At 43.2% G+C, this 20275-nt stretch carries 14 protein-coding genes; 7 read left to right on the top strand and 7 right to left on the bottom strand.

Annotated features, from left to right (window positions below; all coding sequences use genetic code 11):
* Positions 1-90: 90 nt before the first annotated feature.
* Together I6E84_RS11475 and rapA are read right to left on the bottom strand one after the other, a co-directional pair.
* Entirely contained in the window at positions 91-993 is a 903-nt protein-coding gene (locus I6E84_RS11475; protein ID WP_197218095.1) for an acyl-CoA thioesterase, read from the bottom strand.
* Positions 994-1319: 326 nt separating this feature from the next.
* The gene (rapA, locus tag I6E84_RS11470) at positions 1320-4208 is read right to left on the bottom strand and encodes an RNA polymerase-associated protein RapA (protein ID WP_197218094.1); all 2889 of its coding nucleotides are present in this window, start codon (positions 4206-4208) and stop codon (positions 1320-1322) included.
* Between the two features lie 645 nt (positions 4209-4853).
* On the opposite strand from rapA, the gene I6E84_RS11465 reads away from it, so the two are divergent.
* The 3 genes from I6E84_RS11465 to I6E84_RS11455 all read left to right on the top strand — a co-directional run bounded on the left by I6E84_RS11465 (position 4854) and on the right by I6E84_RS11455 (position 9504).
* Positions 4854-7163: a sensor histidine kinase gene (locus I6E84_RS11465; protein WP_110923564.1), complete on the top strand. Its 2310-nt coding sequence runs from the start codon at positions 4854-4856 to the stop codon at positions 7161-7163.
* Positions 7164-7274: 111 nt separating this feature from the next.
* On the top strand, positions 7275-8231 hold the full coding sequence (locus I6E84_RS11460; protein WP_110923565.1) for a response regulator: 957 nt from the start codon (positions 7275-7277) through the stop codon (positions 8229-8231).
* A gap of 331 nt (positions 8232-8562) precedes the next feature.
* Positions 8563-9504 carry a D-2-hydroxyacid dehydrogenase gene (locus tag I6E84_RS11455; RefSeq protein ID WP_197218093.1) on the top strand — a complete coding sequence of 314 codons (942 nt, stop codon included), beginning with the start codon at positions 8563-8565 and terminating at the stop codon, positions 9502-9504.
* Between the two features lie 14 nt (positions 9505-9518).
* Here I6E84_RS11455 and I6E84_RS11450 read toward each other — a convergent pair whose 3' ends face one another.
* A complete protein-coding gene (locus tag I6E84_RS11450; protein WP_197218092.1) occupies positions 9519-11162 on the bottom strand; it encodes a flavin-containing monooxygenase in 1644 nt (547 codons plus the stop codon).
* A 42-nt stretch (positions 11163-11204) separates the two neighbouring features.
* Positions 11205-11918 carry an RluA family pseudouridine synthase gene (locus I6E84_RS11445; RefSeq protein WP_197102038.1) on the bottom strand — a complete coding sequence of 238 codons (714 nt, stop codon included), beginning with the start codon at positions 11916-11918 and terminating at the stop codon, positions 11205-11207.
* Between the two features lie 383 nt (positions 11919-12301).
* Between I6E84_RS11445 and trxA the strand changes: the two genes are divergently transcribed.
* The 3 genes from trxA (at position 12302) to I6E84_RS11430 (ending at position 15131) form a co-directional block, all read left to right on the top strand.
* The gene (trxA, locus tag I6E84_RS11440) at positions 12302-12628 is read left to right on the top strand and encodes a thioredoxin (protein ID WP_194197946.1); all 327 of its coding nucleotides are present in this window, start codon (positions 12302-12304) and stop codon (positions 12626-12628) included.
* 518 nt (positions 12629-13146) lie between these two features.
* Positions 13147-14415: a transcription termination factor Rho gene (rho, locus tag I6E84_RS11435; protein ID WP_025651526.1), complete on the top strand. Its 1269-nt coding sequence runs from the start codon at positions 13147-13149 to the stop codon at positions 14413-14415.
* A 476-nt stretch (positions 14416-14891) separates the two neighbouring features.
* Complete coding sequence (locus I6E84_RS11430) at positions 14892-15131, top strand: hypothetical protein (RefSeq protein ID WP_110923570.1); 240 nt, start codon at positions 14892-14894, stop codon at positions 15129-15131.
* 155 nt (positions 15132-15286) lie between these two features.
* Here I6E84_RS11430 and I6E84_RS11425 read toward each other — a convergent pair whose 3' ends face one another.
* Entirely contained in the window at positions 15287-16180 is an 894-nt protein-coding gene (locus I6E84_RS11425; protein WP_197218090.1) for a neutral zinc metallopeptidase, read from the bottom strand.
* A gap of 519 nt (positions 16181-16699) precedes the next feature.
* Between I6E84_RS11425 and I6E84_RS11420 the strand changes: the two genes are divergently transcribed.
* Positions 16700-17056: a hypothetical protein gene (locus I6E84_RS11420; RefSeq protein ID WP_110923572.1), complete on the top strand. Its 357-nt coding sequence runs from the start codon at positions 16700-16702 to the stop codon at positions 17054-17056.
* Positions 17057-17305: 249 nt separating this feature from the next.
* Here I6E84_RS11420 and I6E84_RS11415 read toward each other — a convergent pair whose 3' ends face one another.
* A complete protein-coding gene (locus I6E84_RS11415; protein ID WP_110923573.1) occupies positions 17306-17605 on the bottom strand; it encodes an integration host factor subunit alpha in 300 nt (99 codons plus the stop codon).
* A gap of 226 nt (positions 17606-17831) precedes the next feature.
* On the bottom strand, positions 17832-20237 hold the full coding sequence (gene pheT, locus I6E84_RS11410; protein WP_197218089.1) for a phenylalanine--tRNA ligase subunit beta: 2406 nt from the start codon (positions 20235-20237) through the stop codon (positions 17832-17834).
* Positions 20238-20275 lie beyond the last annotated feature (38 nt).

The following is a 20275-nucleotide window of genomic DNA, read 5'->3' as shown; positions in this document are numbered from 1 at the left end:
TACTCAAAACTCGTCTTGCATGCCATAAAAAAAGCGACTCACTATCAATAGTGAGTCGCTTTTTCTTTAGTCTTTATAATATAGTTAGCGCTAAGACTTCGGCACACGTAAGCGCATCAGACCTTCTTGTTGTACCGTGGCGACCAGCTTACCATCTTGCCAAAACTGTCCGTGGTTTAGCCCTTTCGCATTGGATGTCGTGTCACTCCACATGTCGTACAACATCCAGTCGTTCAAATCAAAATCACGGTGGAAATGCATTGAATGATCGATGCTCGCCGCTTGTAGACCACTGGTCATAAAGCTAACGCCATGCGACATAAGCCCTGTGCCTACTAGGTAAAAATCAGAAGAGAATGCCAATAATGCTTGCTGAATCGCCACCGGTTGATTGCCCAACTCGCGGATACGTAGCCAGTTCGCCTGCTTGGGTTTCATTGGTTCTGGGCTGATCGGGTTACGTGGTTTGACCGGTTTAATCTCCACATGACGGCGACGCATAAACCTTGATTTTAAGGCTTCTGGTACTTTGCCCACATTTTCTTCTTTTAAATCTTGCTCAGTCAGCAGATCTTCTGGTGGCGGATAGACCGGCATGTCTTCTTGATACTCAAGCCCTTCCTCCATCGGTGAAAACGAGGCAATCATCGAAAATATCACTTGTTCAACAGGCGGCTTCCCACGTACTTCTTTGTACTGAATCGCCGTCACTTCACGTGCAGACAGGCTACGACCATCGCGCAATCGACGCACCTGATAAATCACTGGTTGGTTGATATCACCGCCGCGCAAAAAATATCCATGCAATGAGTGACAAGGCTTGTCTTGTTCGAGCGTATGCGCTGCCGCCATGATGGCTTGTGCCAATACTTGCCCACCAAAAATACGACTGCCCACATAGTCATGGCTCTTACCCTCGAAGACATCGGGGGTAACTTCGATAAGTGCCACAGTAGCCAGTAACTCATCAATCAGTTGCAAATAATCGGGCATGACAATATGTTTCCTTATTTTCATCAAAAACGCACAGCACCTCACGATATCAATAGGCTATATCGACAGGTCCTTTGTATTTGTACTTGAAGTTAAAATAATATGAAATCACTTGCTGAATGTAAACAAGAGAAATTTTAGAACGAAAATACGGCCATAGCAGCACTAGTATTTATTATAAATAGAAAGCGATAAACATCTTACCCAATATCAGTGGCTTTGGCTAGCGACTGACAGCCCACTCGCGAGTATCCATTCGTTTATTCAACTCAAACAGTAAGAACGAGGCACGTTATAACGCCTCGTTCTTTGTGTTTATTTTAAAATTATGGCTTCACAGCTACTAGCACACGGATAGAATCAGGTACTAATGACAAGTTGCTTAGTGCTTGCTCGCCTTGCGCTTTTAGCTGCTCTAAACGCTCAATCTCTGCAGGGCGCACGTTAGGGTTGATGGTTTGTAGATGTTGTAGGCGTTTGATTTCACGTGACCACTGCTGGCTAAAGCGCGCGCTTGCTTGCTCACCAATCTCAGCCAGCTGCTGACGGGCAATATCCTCAGCTTCATAATAACGCTGCTCAATCACATCACCACGTACTTTAATTACTTGGCGTGCACGGTTTTTATCCAAACGCTCAATGTGCGGCATAATCATCTCAGCGCTGATACGTGCTGATAAATCACTACCCTGCTCACTGATAAAGACACGGATATTTTGCGTGGTCAATGTCGCTGGTAAATTCAGCAGTTTTGGTGCTATCGCTTCTACACGGAAATTCACTTCTAGTAATACCATACCTTGCGGTACAGCAGCGCTTTTCAGCATCGCAACTGTCGTATTACCAAAGGTACTGGTACTCGCCAGCTCATAGATAGCACGCATCAATGGATGCTCATGAGTGATGAATTCGATATCTTCACGCTGTAGCGCTTGATCACGCTCGAATGTCAACGTCATACCGTCTTCGTCACCAAGTGGCAAGCCATCGATATAGTCACTAATTTCAGTGCTATCAATCGGTGCGATAACCCATGAGCCATCACGCTGAATATTATGATCAATATTGGCCGAAGCAAAGAAACGCTCAATGAACTGTGGCAATAGGTTGTGACTATCAAAGTCACGCATGGCGTCAGCAATACGCCCAGCGACACGTGGACGGCACGAGTTATATTCTAGCAGACGATCGCGACCAGCTTGTAGCTGTGCTTCTAATCCCAATCGTGTCTGTAGCGCTTCGTCGATGATACCTTGTAAGATATGACGATTATCAGCCGTATCTGCACCTTCAAGCATTGGCTTCAGAACTTGAATATATTGCTCTTGCACGCTCTGTGCTGTTGGTGAAATCTGATTAAACATATTCAGTGCGTTGTGATACCACTGGTAAAGACGCTCTTGCGCCGTACCCTGTACATAAGGCACATGCAACATGATTTGTTGCGTCTGACCAATACGATCTAGGCGACCAATACGCTGCTCCAAAGTATCTGGATTCGCAGGCAAATCCCACAGGATCAACTGACTAGCAAACTGGAAGTTACGGCCTTCTGAGCCAATTTCTGAGCACAATAGTATCTGTGCGCCTTCACTATCTGCGAAGAACGCTGCCGCTTGGTCACGCTCAAGTAGCGTCATCTGCTCGGTAAAGATAGCTGTCTTAATGCCTGCATGCAGACGTAATACCGCTTCTAAACTTTCAACCGTCGCGCCACTACGAGAAATCAACAGTACTTTTTGATGTTTAAGTTCGCCGCGCAGGATATCAACCAACCAAGACACACGTGGGTCATCTTCTAGCCAGCCACCATCAGGTTGATTCTCTTCGCCCCATAGCTGCTCACGCAATTTACCCGTGGTTTGATAGCTGTTTACCCATGCATCAGGTAGTGGCAGCGGATAAGGCTGGCTACTACGACCATAAAACCCTTTGACACTCTCACGGGTATTACGGAACAGGATACGACCAGTACCATGACGATCTAGCAGCTCGTTAAGTGCATAGGTACGCAGTTTTTCGTCATCATTAATCCCTGCCAACTCGTCAGCACCGAGCGTAAGTAAGCTACTCAAAGCAGCGATTTGCCCGTCACTCAATGGCTTGTCTTCTATCAGTACACCAGCGACCGTTGCTGTCTCAGCAAAGGCGGCTTGACCATCGATAAACTCATCTAAATCATCGAAACGATCTGGATCAAGCAAGCGCAAACGTGCAAAGTGACTCTGTGCACCAAGCTGCTCAGGTGTCGCTGTCAATAGCATGACACCTGCCGTCTCTTCTGCAAAGTCGGCAATCAAGTCATATTTATCGTTACCACCTTGTGCTTCATCCCAATGCAAATGATGCGCCTCATCGACGACCAATAAATCAAACCCTGCATCCATCGCTTGGTCATACAAGTCAGGATGGTCAAGCAATAGATCCATACCAGCGATGATGCACTGCTCGGTCGCAAAGACGTTCTGCTCAGGATCATGCTCTTTAATCGCTGCCGTACGCACCAAGTCAAACAAGGCAAAGTTGAGATTAAAACGGCGGCGCAGCTCAATCATCCACTGGTATTGCAGACTGTCTGGAACAAGAATGAGCACGCGCTCAGCCTTGCCAGTCAATAGCTGCTGATGAATAATCAAGCCAGCTTCAATGGTTTTACCCAGTCCCACTTCATCAGCGAGTAAGACACGCGGTGCAATACGTTTACCGACTTCATGAGCAATATAGAGCTGATGTTCAATGATATCGACTCGCGCCCCCATCAGGCCTTTGAGTGGATGACCAGCCAGCGCTGATTGCATACGCAAGATATCTTGACGCAGCTCATACCAATCACCACGTTCGATACGGCCAGCCAGCAGGCGCTCAAGCGGCTTGGCAAGCGTGATGTTGGCAGCGAGACGAGTCTCCATGATGCCGCGCTCGTGTTCATCGACACTATATTTGAGCACGCCCATCACTTCATCGACAGCATTAACCGTGTAGCATTTGCCGTCTTGGTCATAAATGCTGTCACCAGCTTTGAACACCACGCGCGACAGTGGCGCAGAGTTTTTGGCATAGACGCGCGTCTCTTCGCTTTGCGGGAATAAGATATGCACACATCGGTCGTCAACATCGATGACCACACCCAAGCCAAGCTCAGACTCCGTATCAGATAAATAACGTTGACCAACGGCGAATTCAGTACTGTGCAATGAAGCGATAGAGATAGTCATAGGGCGATGTCTTTTGTACTCAGGTAGTAAGAAATTAGATAGATAGCTTAGAAAACAGCAATGGCGGCTAACAACCGCTAAATAAGGTTGTTCACACCGTAAAATGTCAAAAAAACATAAACGAAGTGCCACAACATTAATCAAGCTAGCAGTTTAGCCGACCATTATATAACGTTAGCGGATAGATGAGTGCGTTAAGTTGACTTTTCAAGAGCAGATTCATGCAAGATTATGTCAATGCTAAGCATAAGTTGGTCTTATAAAACAATAAGATAACGACTCGCAAGTATATAAAAAACATTTACATCATAAAATTGTTTCTATACTGTTACTTTATGAAAATAGATGTCTTTTTTGTTACGTTGATTATTCATATTTATTATTAACAAAAATATCTAGTGGCCTAATATCTAAAACTAGTTTTGTTCAAAACTGTACGAATATCACTGCTTTTATAGACACTTAACTTTTAGATAAACATAACAGTTAAGCCTTAAAGCTATTCGCTTGACCTTTTCTTTTAGCCCATTCGACATTTGATATTCAGATTGAGGACACGCTTTAATAATCACGGCTCTTTTTCTACCCAAAAATACTGCTGATGGTATTTTTCGTACTTTATATAATTCAAGGATGAATACATTTATGAGTGCCTCCAAAAAAGTTGGCTTGCTCAACCAAGTCAGTACCCAAGTGACCGTTATTTTGTTTCTTGCTTTTGCCGTTGTTCTTGCCGTTGTCGTCTATATTGTCGAAAAAGAAGGTTATGAAAAAATTCGACTTGAGTCCGGAAAACTAGTGGCTCAACGAGGTAATACGGCAGTCAATAGTATCTCCTCAGATGTCAATCGCGTGATGCGTAGTGCGTTGCAGCTACAGCAAAGTGCCCAGACACTACCACTACAAGAAAATATTCTGCAAGCCAGTACGGCCAATGCGTTTGATAAGCGAGACTATAGCTTGCTAGGCAGTGGTGGCATTTGGCCTGATATTGGTGCGCTTGGTGATGGTGCAGCTACTCATCCATTTTTGATGGTACGCCAAGATGGTGATTACCGAGCCATATTAACCGATCCAAATCCTGCCAATCCTTACTATAAACAAGACTGGTTTAATAAGGTAAGAGCCCTCAATCCTGACGGTTGTATTTGGGCTGATGTGAGCCCAACTCAGACCAAAGGCGAGCTTGCTATGAGCTGCGGTGTGGCCATCGATCGTGACAATCAGTTTTGGGGTGTGAGCACAGTCAACTTTACACTCAATCAATTACAAGAAAACATCGTCAACCTGAGTGAAAGCTCTGGTTCAGGCTATATTTTATTGCTTGATAATAGCAATAAGGTCATCGCCTCATCCAACCCCGAAAGCCTAAACTATATCGATGAAGACACTGGTACACCGCTTGATATTAAGCAAGTAATTGACTCAGACCCTGCTTGGCAACCTATCTTAGATTTTTTAGATACTCAGCATAGCGATATCATCAAACAAGTTGCGGCGAAAATCTCTCCAGAAGCCCAACAAATCATTGCAACACTTAATAAAACAGAGTCAACTGCTGTTAGTAGCTCTGAGCTTATCAATTATGCAGCTTATGTGAATGCCAGTGAAAACCATCAAAGTACGATGGACAGTCGCCTATTGCAGAATTTCGAGTTGACCAATGACAACTATTATAATGGTAGTCAGGCGTATGTTTTCCAGATTCCTGAAACCTACTGGAAACTCATCGTGGTACAGCCCGACTCTGCCGTCAATGCCATTGCAGATAACTTAAGCAAAAACCTGATCAGATCAATCATGTTAGCGTTACTTATCACCGTTGTGCTGATCTATTTCATGCTGACATTCTTGGCATTTAAACCATTGAAAGAGACCACAGACAAAATCTCACTCGCTGAAAAACTGATTGATGACAAGCAATACAACAAGCTCAGCGAGGTTAAATTTGCGGGTGGACGTAATGAGATTGGTCTAGTTAACCATTCTATTAATGAGCTACTCCATCGCATTCAGTCTAATGAAGGTAAGCTTGCCAATATCAATCAACAGCTAGAGGTAAAAGTCGAAGAACGCACTGCTGAGTTGCAAGACACCTTAAAAGAGCTAAAGAACTCACAATTGCAATTGATACGTTCTGAAAAAATGGCCACGCTCGGTCAGATGGTCGCAGGCGTTGCTCATGAAGTAAACACACCTTTATCCTATGTGCAGAACAACCTCGAAATCATCGGACAATTGACAGCACAATATGAAGATTTGATTACTTTGGTGCAAGGGTTGAAGTCACTTAATACTAATGAAGCAGTGCCTACCACTGAAATCGAGAAATTATTGGCAGATATCGTTCGTGCCTCTGATGAAATCGAAGAAGATGACTTATCAGATGAGCTCAAAGAGCTGATCAAAGACTCCTTATTCGGAGTAGAACAGATTACCGAGATGGTACTCAATTTGCGTAATTTTGCGCGCCTTGATGAGTCAAAAGTCAAAACGATCGATGTTCGTGAATGTATAGAATCTTCGCTAAAAATCGCTGGTAATTCTATTAGACATCAAGATATTGTCACCAATTTTGGCCCAACGCCTGAAATCAAATGCTCACCATCACAAATCAATCAGGTGCTGGTCAACCTATTGAACAATGCCTCCCAAGCAATGGACGGCAATCCTGATGACAAAATAGAAGTGCGTACCTACGCTGATGATATCAACGTTTATATTGAGGTCAGCGATAACGGTAAAGGCATGAGCCAGTCCGTATTGGATCAAATCTTTGAGCCGTTCTTTACCACAAAAGCAGCAGGTGAAGGTACTGGCCTCGGCATGGCTATCAGTCAGCAAATTATGGAACAACATAATGGTGCGATTCAAGCCACCTCAACCGAAGGCGTTGGTACAGTATTTACCCTAACCTTGCCCATCGATAACAATTTAACAGAACAAAATATGTAAGCATAAGCGAAGCGTTAATTGTATTGTCAGTGCAGCACATAACCGAGCTGCACTGATAAAAGGAACAATACCTATAATTTAGCCCCTACTATTCATCGTAAGGATACGAACATGAATGAGATTGAAGACAATATACAGCCGTCTGTTCTAAGTACTGAACCTAAACCAAAAATTGCGTTTATCGATGATGAAAAACGTATTTTGCGCTCAATGAAACTGCTCTTTCGCAAAAGTCATGATGTTTTTATCACCACTGACCCCAACGAATATATTGATTACATCAAAAATAACCACGTGCACGTGGCCGTCAGCGACCAACGTATGCCTGAGCGTGTTGGTGTTGACATATTACGAGAAGTCAAAGAAGTTTCACCATCGACCATGCGTATTCTGCTTACTGGGTATGCTGATCTGAACGCTATTATTGGCTCTATCAACGACGGCGAAATTTATCGTTATTTGACCAAACCCTGTAAATCTGAAGAGCTTCAATCAGTTGTTGGCCGCGCCACCGAAATTGCTTTGACGTACAACCCTGATGAAAATGCAGATCAAATCGACAGCTCAGATAATAAGCAAACACTGCTGGTCATAGATGAGAACGACGAGCTGATTGAGCAAATTCGCAAGCAGTTTTCAAACAGCTACAAAGTACTACATGCAACCAGTTTAGAAACTGCCTACGATTATCTTGCGAACTATGATATCGGTGTTTGTATCACAGATATTAATGTTGCCGGTGAGAATATCGCTCCTATTATCTTCACCTTAAAGCAAGATGCACCGCACCTAGTGGTGTTAGTACAAACACAATTTCAAGATGCCAGTTTATTGATTGATCTGATTAACAAAGGTCAGGTATATCGCTGCTTGCCAAAACCAATGCGTGCCAGCCTGCTAGAGATTAGCGTCAACCGCGCGTTCCGCCATCATAGCAATCTCAAAGCCAGCCCTGAGTTGGTCAAACGTCACGAAGTAGAGCACGACCCTGAAAATGATATTCGTATTGATTTAAGCAATCGGGTACGTAGTTTTATTGGAAAATTGCGCAAGCGTTTTTCGCTATAACCTGTTATTTATAAAAAACAGCCACGGCGAAACCATCATAAAGAACCCTTACATCAATTATGGCGTAAGGGTTCTTTATCATTTTGTCTCTCATATTAAAACCTTTAAGCACTAGACGCCTCACTGATAACTGAGACCTCGCAGTTTTTGACTCATAGTCGCTCAGCAGGTCAGCTTCACTTTCAATGCATTATTTTTAATTGCTGTTTCTGATTACTATTTTAATGCGATGTTTTTAATCAACCGCTTTTGATTGACCAAGGCAACATGCTACATTACCTCGATAATCATTAAAATCAACTTTAAAATAACCATTCGATAAGGAATAACCATGCAAGCGGTTTTTTTAGACAAAGGCACTTTTTCTGATGGCATCGACTTACCTGCCCCAACAGGCATAAGCGACTACGTCACTTATAATGACACCCCAAAAGACGCTGCTGTTATTTTAGAGCGCTGTAAAGACGCCGATATTATCATTACCAATAAAGTTCAAATTAACGCTGAAGTAATAAGCAAGCTGCCCAAGCTCAAGCTCATTCAATTGACTGCCACTGGCATGAATAATGTCGATCAAGATGCTTGTAATGAGCACGATGTTGCGCTGTTTAATGTTGCTGGTTATGCAGTCAAAAGCGTGCCCGAACACACATTTATGCTCATGCTAAATGCAATGCGTGCAGGCATCCACTATCATCAAAAAGTCTCTGATGGCACGTGGCAAGCGAAAGGTGATTTTTGCCTGCTTGATATTCCGCTGATAGATTTGGAAGATAAAACGCTAGGTATTATTGGGGTTGGCACTATCGGTAAACGCGTCACCGAAATCGCGCGTGCCTTTGGTATGAATGTATTGTGGGCAGAACAGCAAGGACGTGCGCCACGTAATGATGACTACACAGCATTTGAGGACGTACTTGCTCAGTCCGATGTTCTAAGCTTGCATTGCCCATTAAATGCGCAAACTCAGCACCTTATTAATGCAGATACTTTAGCAAAAATGACCAAACAGCCGCTCATCGTCAATGTCGCTCGTGGTGGTATCGTCGATAGCCAAGCACTGACCGATGCGATTAATAACGAGCAAATCATTGGTTATGCCAGTGATGTGTTTGAACAAGAACCTATTGCTAATAATGACCCGCTATTGAGCTTAAAGAACCATCCACGTGTCATCTTTAGCCCGCACAACGCTTGGGGCAGTAAAAGCGCACAAGAAACGCTGTGGCAGATGCTAAGCAAACAAGTCGCGGATTTTATCAGTACGCATTAAAGAACTATTACTCATCAAAGCTCACGACTGAATCGTAGCCAAACGTCCTTTATTTTACGGTGTTTGAGCACTATTCGGTCGCTGAGATAATTATTTGTGACCCGCCAAGGATAGATATCTCCTTGCTTGGGTAGCTCGTGTTGAGCGCGATTGACATATCCTGAGGATAACGCGCCCATCACAGTCTCTGATTGGGTGTGGGCGGTGCCATGCTCACTCTGCGCTGTTGCTAATACTGCTTGATAGCCATGCTTATTCATATATCCAAGCAGTCGCATCACATACTGACAAGCCAAATCAATCTTTAGTGTCCATGAGGCGTTGGTGTAGCCGAACAGCACTGCCATATTGGGCACATTTTCAACCATGACTGCTTTATAAGTCATGCGTGTACCGATATCTACTGCCTGTCCATCGATATATACTTTTGCACCACCCAGCATTTGTATCTTTAGCCCTGTCGCTGTCACGATGACATCTGCATCGAGATGTTTGCCAGAGTTGAGCATAATACCTGTCTTCGTAAAATGGCTTATTTGGTCAGTCACTACTGCTGCGCGTTTACCTTGTAACGCTTTGAATAAATCACTGTCTGGTACGGCACATATCCGTTGGTCCCAAGGATTATAATCGGGTACAAAATGCGTCACATCGACATCGCTGCCTTTTAGTTCTGTTTTGACACCGCGCTTTAATAGCGCTTTCATAAATTTGGGGGCTACTATAGCCGCGCGGTAAGTACCTTGTTGTATGAGTACATTGCGGGTACGCAATACCGTATAGGCCTGCTCTTTTGATAAAGGTGAAAACTTGCCTGACAGCCAATCAAGCGCATAATCATCGCCTGGCACGCTCGCCACATAAGTGGGTGAACGCTGCAGCATAGTGACGTGTTGTGCGCATTGCTCAGCTTCTTCATCTACTAACGCTGGCAGCAACGTCATCGCCGTCGCACCACTCCCGATAATGACGACCTTTTTGTCTTGATAGTCCACATCATACCAATGCTGCGGATGGACTATCCGGCCTTCAAACGTTTCTTCTTGATCAAAATGAGGCTTATAACCTTGCTCATAATCGTAATAACCAGTGGCACCGACGACGAACTTAGCTGTTAGAGTAAACACTTCACCGCTAACGTGGTTTTTTACCATAGCCGTCCATCGTTGGCTGCTACTTGACCAAGAAAGCTGCTGCACCTCATGCTGATAGCGAATATGCTCAGTGATACCAAACTCGTGCGCCGTATCAGCAATATAACGCTTAATGTCCCCACCTTTTGCCAAAATTCTATGGTTCAACCACGGCCTAAAACTGTAGCCAAACGTCAACGCATCAGAGTCAGAGCGAATGCCGGGGTAAGTAAATAGATCCCATGTACCACCCAAATCTGCACGTTTTTCTAATATCGCAAACCGCTGCGAGCTTTTCTGCTGCTGTTTTGATGTTTGACGTTTACATTGATTTGGGCTTTTATGACCAAACAGCCCTTTGTGTTTTTGCTGCTGCAATCGACAAGCCATACCTATACCAGCAATTCCTGCGCCGATGATAAGCACTTCATAATCTACTGGCGTGTCTAAGCGCGCCTTTTTAGATTGAAAGCGTCTCTTCACTGCCCGCTTTGCCGCCTGCTTTGCTGCTATGATATCAAGCATAATACCGTCCTTGTTTTTGCATGATTTATCTAAAAAACTTGGTTAAAAAGGGCTTGGGCTTTCCCAGTCCATCCATGCACCCAATACGGGATGCTTTAGACGTAAGTGTTGTGCATGCAGATTGAGCCTTGGAGCAATCTCTAACGCAGTCCCTTCAGCATAAATAGGGTCGCCAATCATCACGTGATCAACATGCACCATATGGACACGTAGTTGATGGCTACGACCGGTAACCGGCTTTAGCATCACTCGTGTCACTGCATGACCATTACACTCTTCATGAGCCAATATTTCATACATAGTTAAAGCATGCTTTGACCAATCGTGGTCGACGATGTGGCGTGGTTTGGTCGCAGGCTCGTAGCGTACTGGCACTGATATCTTGCCAGTTGCGCCAACACTTTCCCACTGTCCAAAGACACGGGCTTGATACTTTTTCTGTGGCAAACGTTCAATAAACTGCTTACTGATATGGGTCTGTGCTGCCGCATTTTTTGCAAAAATGAGCAAGCCTGAGGTGTCCATATCCAGACGATGAATCAACTTAACTGCTGGATTAACGCGCTCAAGCCTTGCCAGCAAGCTCACATTCAGCGTTTTACCATTAACACTTAATAGCCCTACGGGTTTATCCACTATCCAAATATCATCGTCTTCATAGACAGTAATATCTCGTGCAAATGCTTGAAAAAACTCAAGCGGACGGGCATTTTCTTGAGCATTAAGAGCGTTGACTTCTTCATCAGTAAAAAGCATAAAAATGGGCTACTTATATTAGGGCGTAAAGGTAAAAAACAGACTTATTTGTGGACTGAAATGTGAGACTGATAGCGATTTCAAGTATAAAGGAGATACGTCAGACATGTTAAATAGTCGCCACTATTCAAGCAAAAATACGAATAGTACAATCAACTGTCAGACAAAATATAATCCATATCACTGTGTGTCGATTTATTGTGCTAATCGCAATTGTTAAACAATTTAACCAGCCTGCATCTGTCAAGTTTGAGCAAACATGTTAATATAATGGCACATTTTCACCACTTCTAAACGATTCTTTGGTCACTCATCACGCTACTATCTAACCAAGATATTCTGTAATGTATGACGATAGAAATAATAAAACAAGAGAGAAAACTATGTCAGATCTTATTTTCCACACCACCGATGCCGACTTCGATAAAGACGTACTAGAGTCAGACGTACCAGTATTGGTAGACTTTTGGGCCGCTTGGTGTGGTCCTTGTAAAGCCATCGCTCCTATTTTAGAAGATTTAGCCGCTGACTACCAAGGCAAAATCAAAATTGTTAAGGTAGATGTTGATAGCAACCCACAAGCGGCTAGCCGTTTTGGTATTCGCAACATCCCAACGCTATTTGTATTCAAAGGTGGCGAAAAAGTTGATTCAGTAATGGGTCTACAGCCAAAAGCTGAATTGGCAAAAGTACTAGACAAGCATCTATAAGCTTGTTCTAGCCAAGCACATGTTAAAAACTGCAATGTAATAGAAGAAGCCATTATCTGACTAAGATAGTGGCTTTTTTGCTTATTTTTTATGCAAAAGACTCGATTATATGACTTTTTTGGCAAAATTTATTGACAATGCCATTGTGAAGACCGTATAGTCTGCTGACAACAGAAAACTAATTGTTTTCATAAGTGTCTTATCGCTATTCTCCTCGTGTTTATCAACAAAAACACAATCGTCGTTATAAACACCATTGCTGAACGAAATGACTAAACACAATTACTGATATTGAGTTTTTGACGCAGACTCTTATGTAGCCTTCTTTATATTTATTTCTTATTACCTTGCACCAAACGACTGCAATTCGTACATAAGCTGACACGTAACACCCAAACTACATAAATCCTAGCTCTGTGCACGCACCCTCTATCGCCATATTATCGTTGTTTTAATCAATGTCGTGACTTGTGCTGCTAATGGCATCTCTCATCTGATCACTTGCTAATGACCTATCTATGAATCTTACTGAATTAAAGAAAAAATCAATCGCTGAGCTATTGGCTATCGCCAAAGAAATGGGTCTTGATAATATGGCACGTAGCCGTAAACAAGACATCATCTTTGCTATCCTCAAAACCCATGCCCGTAACGGTGAAGCCATTTATGGTGACGGCGTTCTTGAGGTTCTTCCTGATGGTTTTGGCTTTTTACGCTCATCAGAAGGCTCTTATTTAGCGGGTCCTGATGATATCTACGTCAGCCCTAGCCAAATTCGTCGCTTTAGCCTAAAGACGGGTGACAGTATCGCTGGTACGATTCGTCCACCAAAAGATTCTGAGCGTTATTTTGCGCTACTAAAGGTCGGCGAAATCAACTTTGATACGCCAGATCGCTCACGTCATAAGCTTATCTTTGAGAACTTAACCCCACTATTCCCAACTGAGCAATTAAAGCTCGAGCTTGGTAATGGTACCACCGAAGATTTAACGGGTCGTATCATCGACTTGATCGCACCGATTGGTAAAGGTCAGCGCTCTATTATCGTTGCGCCGCCAAAAGCTGGTAAAACGATGCTGCTACAAACCATCGCACAGTCAATTACCCGTAATAATCCTGAGTGTTACCTCATCGTACTATTGATTGATGAGCGCCCAGAAGAAGTCACTGAGATGGTACGTACGGTACGCGGCGAAGTGGTTGCCTCTACTTTTGATGAGCCACCACAGCGTCATGTTCAAGTAGCTGAAATGGTCATCGAAAAAGCCAAGCGTTTGGTCGAGCATAAGCAAGATGTGGTTATCTTACTTGACTCAATTACTCGTCTTGCTCGTGCTTACAACACGGTTATCCCTTCATCTGGCAAAGTATTGACGGGTGGTTTGGATGCCAATGCGCTAGAGCGTCCAAAACGCTTCTTTGGTGCTGCACGTAATGTCGAAGAAGGTGGTAGCTTGACGATTATTGCCAGTGCCCTTATCGATACTGGTAGTAAGATGGATAGCGTTATCTTTGAAGAGTTCAAAGGTACAGGTAACCAAGAGATTACGCTTGAGCGTGATTTGGCTGAAAAACGTGTCTTCCCTGCGATTAATATCAAAAAATCTGGCACTCGCCGCGAAGAGCGTCTGCTTGATGAAGATAAATTGCGCAAAGTTTGGATTTTACGTAAATTGCTACAGCCGATGGATGGCGTACAAGCAACTGAGTTCTTGTTGGATCGCCTAAAAGAAGCGAAGACCAATGACGAATTCTTTGAGCAGATGAAACGTAAATCACAGAACTAATGCTAACACCGTGTCGCTTTAGCATAATAAGCACACATTTAGCTTAAACAAAAAAGACCGCTTCCGAGCGGTCTTTTCTATTTTTAAGACTGAAAGTTGTAATTACCAATCTCAACTGACCTACTATCTATGCAAGTGCAATAACTTCCTGAAACATATCCGTCAAGGACACAGTGGAGAAACATCCTTTACAGGATATTTGCAAAGAATAGCGCTTTTACTACGCGCATAAATTATTAGTTGGGTTAGTATAGGCATACTCTGCTACACAAATCGACAGCAGTATCAATTTTTGATACATTCAATGCAGTCTTTATTAATACAGACCACGATATGTCTTGCGATAACACAATAGGTTATTTTAAGACTATTGCCCAAGTATCTTGATACTTTATATCAGTACCAAAATACTTGGACAATGCAAATATCGTGTTTTGATTATGATCAACCAACTTGATAACTTAACAGGTGATATTATGAAATTTGCTAAAACTATTGCGATGACTGCCCTTACTAGCTCTGCTCTTATCATGGGCGGCTGTGCAACTAACGGATATAGCAGTGGCTTGAGCAACACTGCTAAAGGTGCTGCTGTTGGCGCTGCTGCGGGTGCTGTTCTTAAAAGTAACGGCGACAGCAAAGATATCGCTCGTGGCGCACTTGGTGGTGCTGCTGTAGGTGGTGCTGGTGCTTATATTCTTGACCAAACTCGTTAATTGATCTTATCAAGGCTGAATATTACCTTGATAGAATCTTAGCTGACACAAAAAAGCCTGCAATCAATTGCAGGCTTTTTTGTGTCTAACTCATAAGTTGAAAGTAAATCCGCTTATCGTGATCTACGATACGCTTATAGTGATACCTAATACGCTTATAGCGCTCCGCTAAACGTATCACAAGACTGTACGCTACCACTCTCTAAACCACGAGTAAACCATTGCACGCGCTGCTGACTAGTACCATGAGTAAAGTTATCAGGTACAACTGCTCCGCCACTGGCCTTCGCTAAACGATCATCACCGATTTGACTGGCTGCATTGATGGCTTCATCGATATCGCCCGCTTCTAAAAACTGTACACGCTCTTGATTACGCTGTGCCCAAACACCTGCGAAACAATCTGCCTGCAACTCTTGTAGCACTGACAGCTTATTAGCTTCTGCACGCGTAACTTGACGACTGGCTTCGTTGACTTGCTGACTGATACCTAGCAACGTCTGCACATGGTGACCAACCTCATGCGCAATGACATAAGCTTGAGCAAAATCACCCGCTTTGCCTTCGTTACCTTCCTCACTAGAGCCTTGCTTATCACCTGTAATACCAAGATTTTGACTCATTTCTACAAAAAATGATTTATCTAAATAAACAGTCTGATCTGCTGGGCAATAAAACGGACCTGTCGCAGCGCTAGCGCTACCGCAAGCTGAACTCACTTGACCATTAAACAAAATCAATGAAGGCTCTTTATAGGTACTACCTGCTTCATTAAATATTTGATGCCACACTTCTTCTGTGTCAGCCAGTACTACTTTTACAAACTGCGTATCCCGATCCGTACTGGTTGCAACCTCAGTAGAGGTATCACTACTTCCACCGCCAGTAACGGCTTGACCTGTCTGCAAAGCAGTCATTGGGTTTACCCCAAATACTAGCCATAAGATACCAGCAATGATAATACCGCCGATACCACCACCGACCATCTTTCCACCGCCACCACTACTGGTGCGTACGTTTGAACTACCACGTCGACCTTGCCATTTCATAATTTTATTCCTCAAACATACGATAGGTACTGCTGCTCGTATTGATAGTTATTTATATAATATTACGGCCAATACTACTTTTTATCTTGGTGTTTTAGCCTATTATATTAAAAATAATAGCCTGAATAGGCCTTTCGATAGATAACACCTCTTTAATTTACTTACATTACATCAAACGTTACATTTATTTACTGATTAATCATCGTGAAAGCAGTAAATTATTGCAAGTTAAATTAGAAGTTAATATCCAAAAAACTTCTTTAAAAACAATCTGATGTCATTGATTATATTTTTTCGATATCCAGCAGGGTATTAAAAATTATAATCAATATACGAAGTAAAATTAAACTTACAATTTTATTGTTACTTAATTGTACGGACTATTTCCATTTAGATAGAAAACATATAGAATGCGTGCAAGCTGAGTAGCTGTAACTGGAAGTCGTTGAATACTGAGAAATCTCGGATTTCAACCCATGTTGCTGCTATTGATCATTTCATTTTTCCGGAGAAAACACTATGAAACTTAAATTACTTGCTCTAGCTGGTATCATGACTGCAACTATGGGCCTAACTGCCTGTGACAGCAGCAAAGAAAACGCTGCTGAAGATTTATCTGACGCATCAGAAGAAGTGCAAGACGCTTCTGCAGAACTAGACGAAGCTGCTGCTGAAGGCGAAGTAACTGCTGATGCTGACGCTGCTGTTGCTGGCGCTGAAGCTGACATCGCTGATGCTCAAGCTGCAACTGCTACTGACGAAATGGACGCTGAAGTTCCTGTAGACGGCGAAGCAACTACTAGCATGGATGTAGCTAGCGAAACTCCAGCTGTTGACGCTGCTGACGAAGTTGTTGTTGAAGAACCAGCTCAGTAATTTTATCGTTTATACGATGAATATACTGTAGTAAAAAAAGAGAGAGCATTAGCTCTCTTTTTTTGTGCCTGTTATTTATGATGTATAACAAGCTAATACTGTAACGCTCACTGATATTGCTACTCATATATAATTTAAGCACATCAACATGCTTAGCTTATAGCTGACATACCTAGACTATATAACGAGTATCAATCGACGACCTAAATATCAAAACTTAAGCCGTCATCATCAATACAAACATCTAGATTAGGCATCAAATAGACGCTCATCAACCTGTTGGCGAAATTTCTGTCCTGTTTTAAAGGTAACCACACGGCGTGCTGATACCGCAACGGGCTCCCCTGTTTTTGGATTACGGCCTGGTCGGCTGTTTTTATCTTTAAGCTCAAAATTGCCAAAGCCTGAAAGCTTGACCTCTTTGCCATCAATCAAACTCTCTGACAACTCATCAAAAAAGTTCTCAACCAAACAGCGACCTTCTTGGCGTGTTAGGTTAAGGTGACTCATCAAATGCTCGATCATGTCAGATTTGGTTAAGGTGCTCACAGTACAACTCCTATGCTATGTCGTGATGTCGAATATCATGGTTTAGCGGTATGAGGGTTAATGTTAGCTATTATAAAGGTTTTTGGACGTTTTTTTAATAAAAAGCGCATGAAAGTCCTTTATTAATAACCACTTAACGTATTTTAGGGCTTTCTATTAATAGCAATGCCCCGTAGCCTTGTAAGTAGAAAAGCTACAGAGCATTGTTTATTGTCTATATTAAATATTAGCTATCGCGTAACTGCGCAGAGTGCTGTGCTGTTAGCGCTTGCACAACCTTATCAGTAGCCGTTTTTATCACGTCATCAGCTAACGTTTGCGTATTGTCTTGCCATACTAGTGCAAATGCCAGTGAGCGCTGACCTTCTGGTACTTTATCGCCTTGATAAACATCAAATAACCAAAGATCCGTCAATAGCTCACCTGCAGCAGCACGAATCGTGGTTTCTAGTGTCTGCAAACTAATATCGCTATCGACTAGGATGGCAATATCGCGGCGTACTTGTGGGAACTTGCTAGGCGTGCTGATGGCATGCTGCTCACGAGCGACCGTCAGTAATGGTGCAAGTGACAACTGCGCAACCCAAGTAGCTGGCAGGTCTAACTGTTTTGCGGTATTAGGATGCAACTGGCCAAGCCAACCAACGTACTGATCATCGATATATAATTTAGCGCTTTGACCAGGATGCAAAAAGTTTAGTCCACTGCGCTCATAACGGATACGAGCACCCTCTATTTGCGCAGGTAATAACTGCTCGATATCATGTTTGAGGTCATAAAAATCTAAAGCACGATTTTGATAGGCTTGCTCATCCCACACATTACCGACTGCGACCAAAGCAATACTTGGGGTCTGTACTAATTCGCTGATACTCTGGCCGACAAAGCTAAGGCCTGTTTCAAAGAAACGTACACGTGGTTGCTGACGATTCAAGTTATATTGCACACATGGCAATAGACTTGACAGTAAGGTACGGCGCATAACGGCTAAATCACTAGAGATAGGATTGGCCAGTGCTAACACTTCTCCCAGTGCTTCGTCATCAAGTAATGCTTCTATTTTTGCATCACTAAAGCTAAAGCTAATGGCTTCCATATAACCAGTATCAACCAACGCCAGCTTCATCTCATGGGTCAAGTCCGCAGTATCATCATAATCCATGCTTACTTGCAAATGAGGCAGGACGCTTGGGATATTGTCATAACCATAAATACGGGCAATCTCTTCGATGAGATCCTCACGGATACTCATATCAAAACGATAAGATGGCGGCTTACAGACTAAAGCATCTGCTTGTTGCTCAACCTCAAACCCTAACTGAGTTAAGATACGCACCATGACTGCTGGCGCTATCTCAATACCTATGACATCACGAACTTTAGTGATTGGCAAAGTAATTGGCGCACGTTCTGGTAAATGCTCACTACTCTCAGCTTTTACGATAGGGCCTGCTTGACCGCCAGTGACGCTAATAATCAAATCACAAGCGCGTGCCAATGCGATCTCTGGTAACTCAAAATCTACCCCACGCTCAAAACGTTGCGACGCATCAGTATGCAATCCAAAACGGCGTGCGCGAGCAGCGATAGCAAGCTGACCAAAGAAAGCACTTTCTACAACGATATTGGTCGTGCTATCCGTAACGCTACTACGCTGACCACCCATGATACCAGCAAGTGCCAATGCGCCTTTGTCATCAGCAATCACAAGCTCATCACCTGTTAAAGTAATGGTTTGCTCATTCAGCAAAGTAATGGTCTCAGCAGGCTCTGCCAAACGAACAACGATATCACCAACGATGGTATCTGCATCAAAAGCGTGTAGCGGCTGACCCAATTCCATCAATACATAGTTGGTCACATCAACCAAGAAGTTGTGTGAGCGTAGTCCTGATTGAACGAGGGCATCTTGCATCCACTTTGGTGTCTCAATACTACGATCAATATTGCTAATCGATTGTAATAAGTAGCGTGGACATGCTTCAACTGCATTTACTGTAACGCTTGGCGTTGCACCATTTTCAGTAATAGTGATGTTTTCAGCGATGGTTGGCATTTGCAGTGGTAAGTCGTTAATGACTGATATTTCACGTGCAATACCACGTACACTAAAGCAATCACCACGGTTTGGCGTGATAGAGATATCCAATATCTGATTGTCTAAACCTAGATATTCACGGATATCTGTACCGATCGGCGCATCTGCAGGTAATTCAAGCAAACCGTCTATGCTATCTGTTAAATCAATTTCAGAAGCACCACAAAGCATACCGTTAGAGGCCACGCCGCGTAGGTTACCGTTTTTAATTTTAAAGCCTTTCTTGTCATCGCTTGGCAGTACTGCCCCAACGGTGGCAACAGGTACTTTCATACCAACGGTGACATTAGGTGCGCCGCATACGATTTGTAGCAGCTCAGCTTCACCGATGTTTACCTGCGTGACTCGCAGTTTATCAGCGTCTGGATGTTGCTCAACGCTGACGACTTCTCCGATGACCACACCACTAAAAGCACGAGCAACCGCATAGCGATCATCAATCTCTAGTCCTGCCATGGTTAACTGTTCGGCCAACTGTTCGCTGGTATTCGTGGGATTCACCCATTGACGTAGCCACTGTTCGCTAATTTTCATAAATATCTCGGATCAGAATTTTATAATAAAGTGTTGGA

The sequence above is a fragment of the Psychrobacter sp. SCQQ22 genome (assembly GCF_015864605.1).
Taxonomy (GTDB): domain Bacteria; phylum Pseudomonadota; class Gammaproteobacteria; order Pseudomonadales; family Moraxellaceae; genus Psychrobacter; species Psychrobacter fozii.
This window is presented reverse-complemented; position numbering and strand designations above follow the sequence as displayed.

Coding starts and splice junctions, on each gene's coding strand:
- I6E84_RS11475 (WP_197218095.1), bottom strand. CDS start 993: ATGCCCGATTATTTGCAACTGATTGATGAGTTACTGGCTACTGTGGCA.
- rapA (WP_197218094.1), bottom strand. CDS start 4,208: ATGACTATCTCTATCGCTTCATTGCACAGTACTGAATTCGCCGTTGGT.
- I6E84_RS11465 (WP_110923564.1), top strand. CDS start 4,854: ATGAGTGCCTCCAAAAAAGTTGGCTTGCTCAACCAAGTCAGTACCCAA.
- I6E84_RS11460 (WP_110923565.1), top strand. CDS start 7,275: ATGAATGAGATTGAAGACAATATACAGCCGTCTGTTCTAAGTACTGAA.
- I6E84_RS11455 (WP_197218093.1), top strand. CDS start 8,563: ATGCAAGCGGTTTTTTTAGACAAAGGCACTTTTTCTGATGGCATCGAC.
- I6E84_RS11450 (WP_197218092.1), bottom strand. CDS start 11,162: ATGCTTGATATCATAGCAGCAAAGCAGGCGGCAAAGCGGGCAGTGAAG.
- I6E84_RS11445 (WP_197102038.1), bottom strand. CDS start 11,918: ATGCTTTTTACTGATGAAGAAGTCAACGCTCTTAATGCTCAAGAAAAT.
- trxA (WP_194197946.1), top strand. CDS start 12,302: ATGTCAGATCTTATTTTCCACACCACCGATGCCGACTTCGATAAAGAC.
- rho (WP_025651526.1), top strand. CDS start 13,147: ATGAATCTTACTGAATTAAAGAAAAAATCAATCGCTGAGCTATTGGCT.
- I6E84_RS11430 (WP_110923570.1), top strand. CDS start 14,892: ATGAAATTTGCTAAAACTATTGCGATGACTGCCCTTACTAGCTCTGCT.
- I6E84_RS11425 (WP_197218090.1), bottom strand. CDS start 16,180: ATGAAATGGCAAGGTCGACGTGGTAGTTCAAACGTACGCACCAGTAGT.
- I6E84_RS11420 (WP_110923572.1), top strand. CDS start 16,700: ATGAAACTTAAATTACTTGCTCTAGCTGGTATCATGACTGCAACTATG.
- pheT (WP_197218089.1), bottom strand. CDS start 20,237: ATGAAAATTAGCGAACAGTGGCTACGTCAATGGGTGAATCCCACGAAT.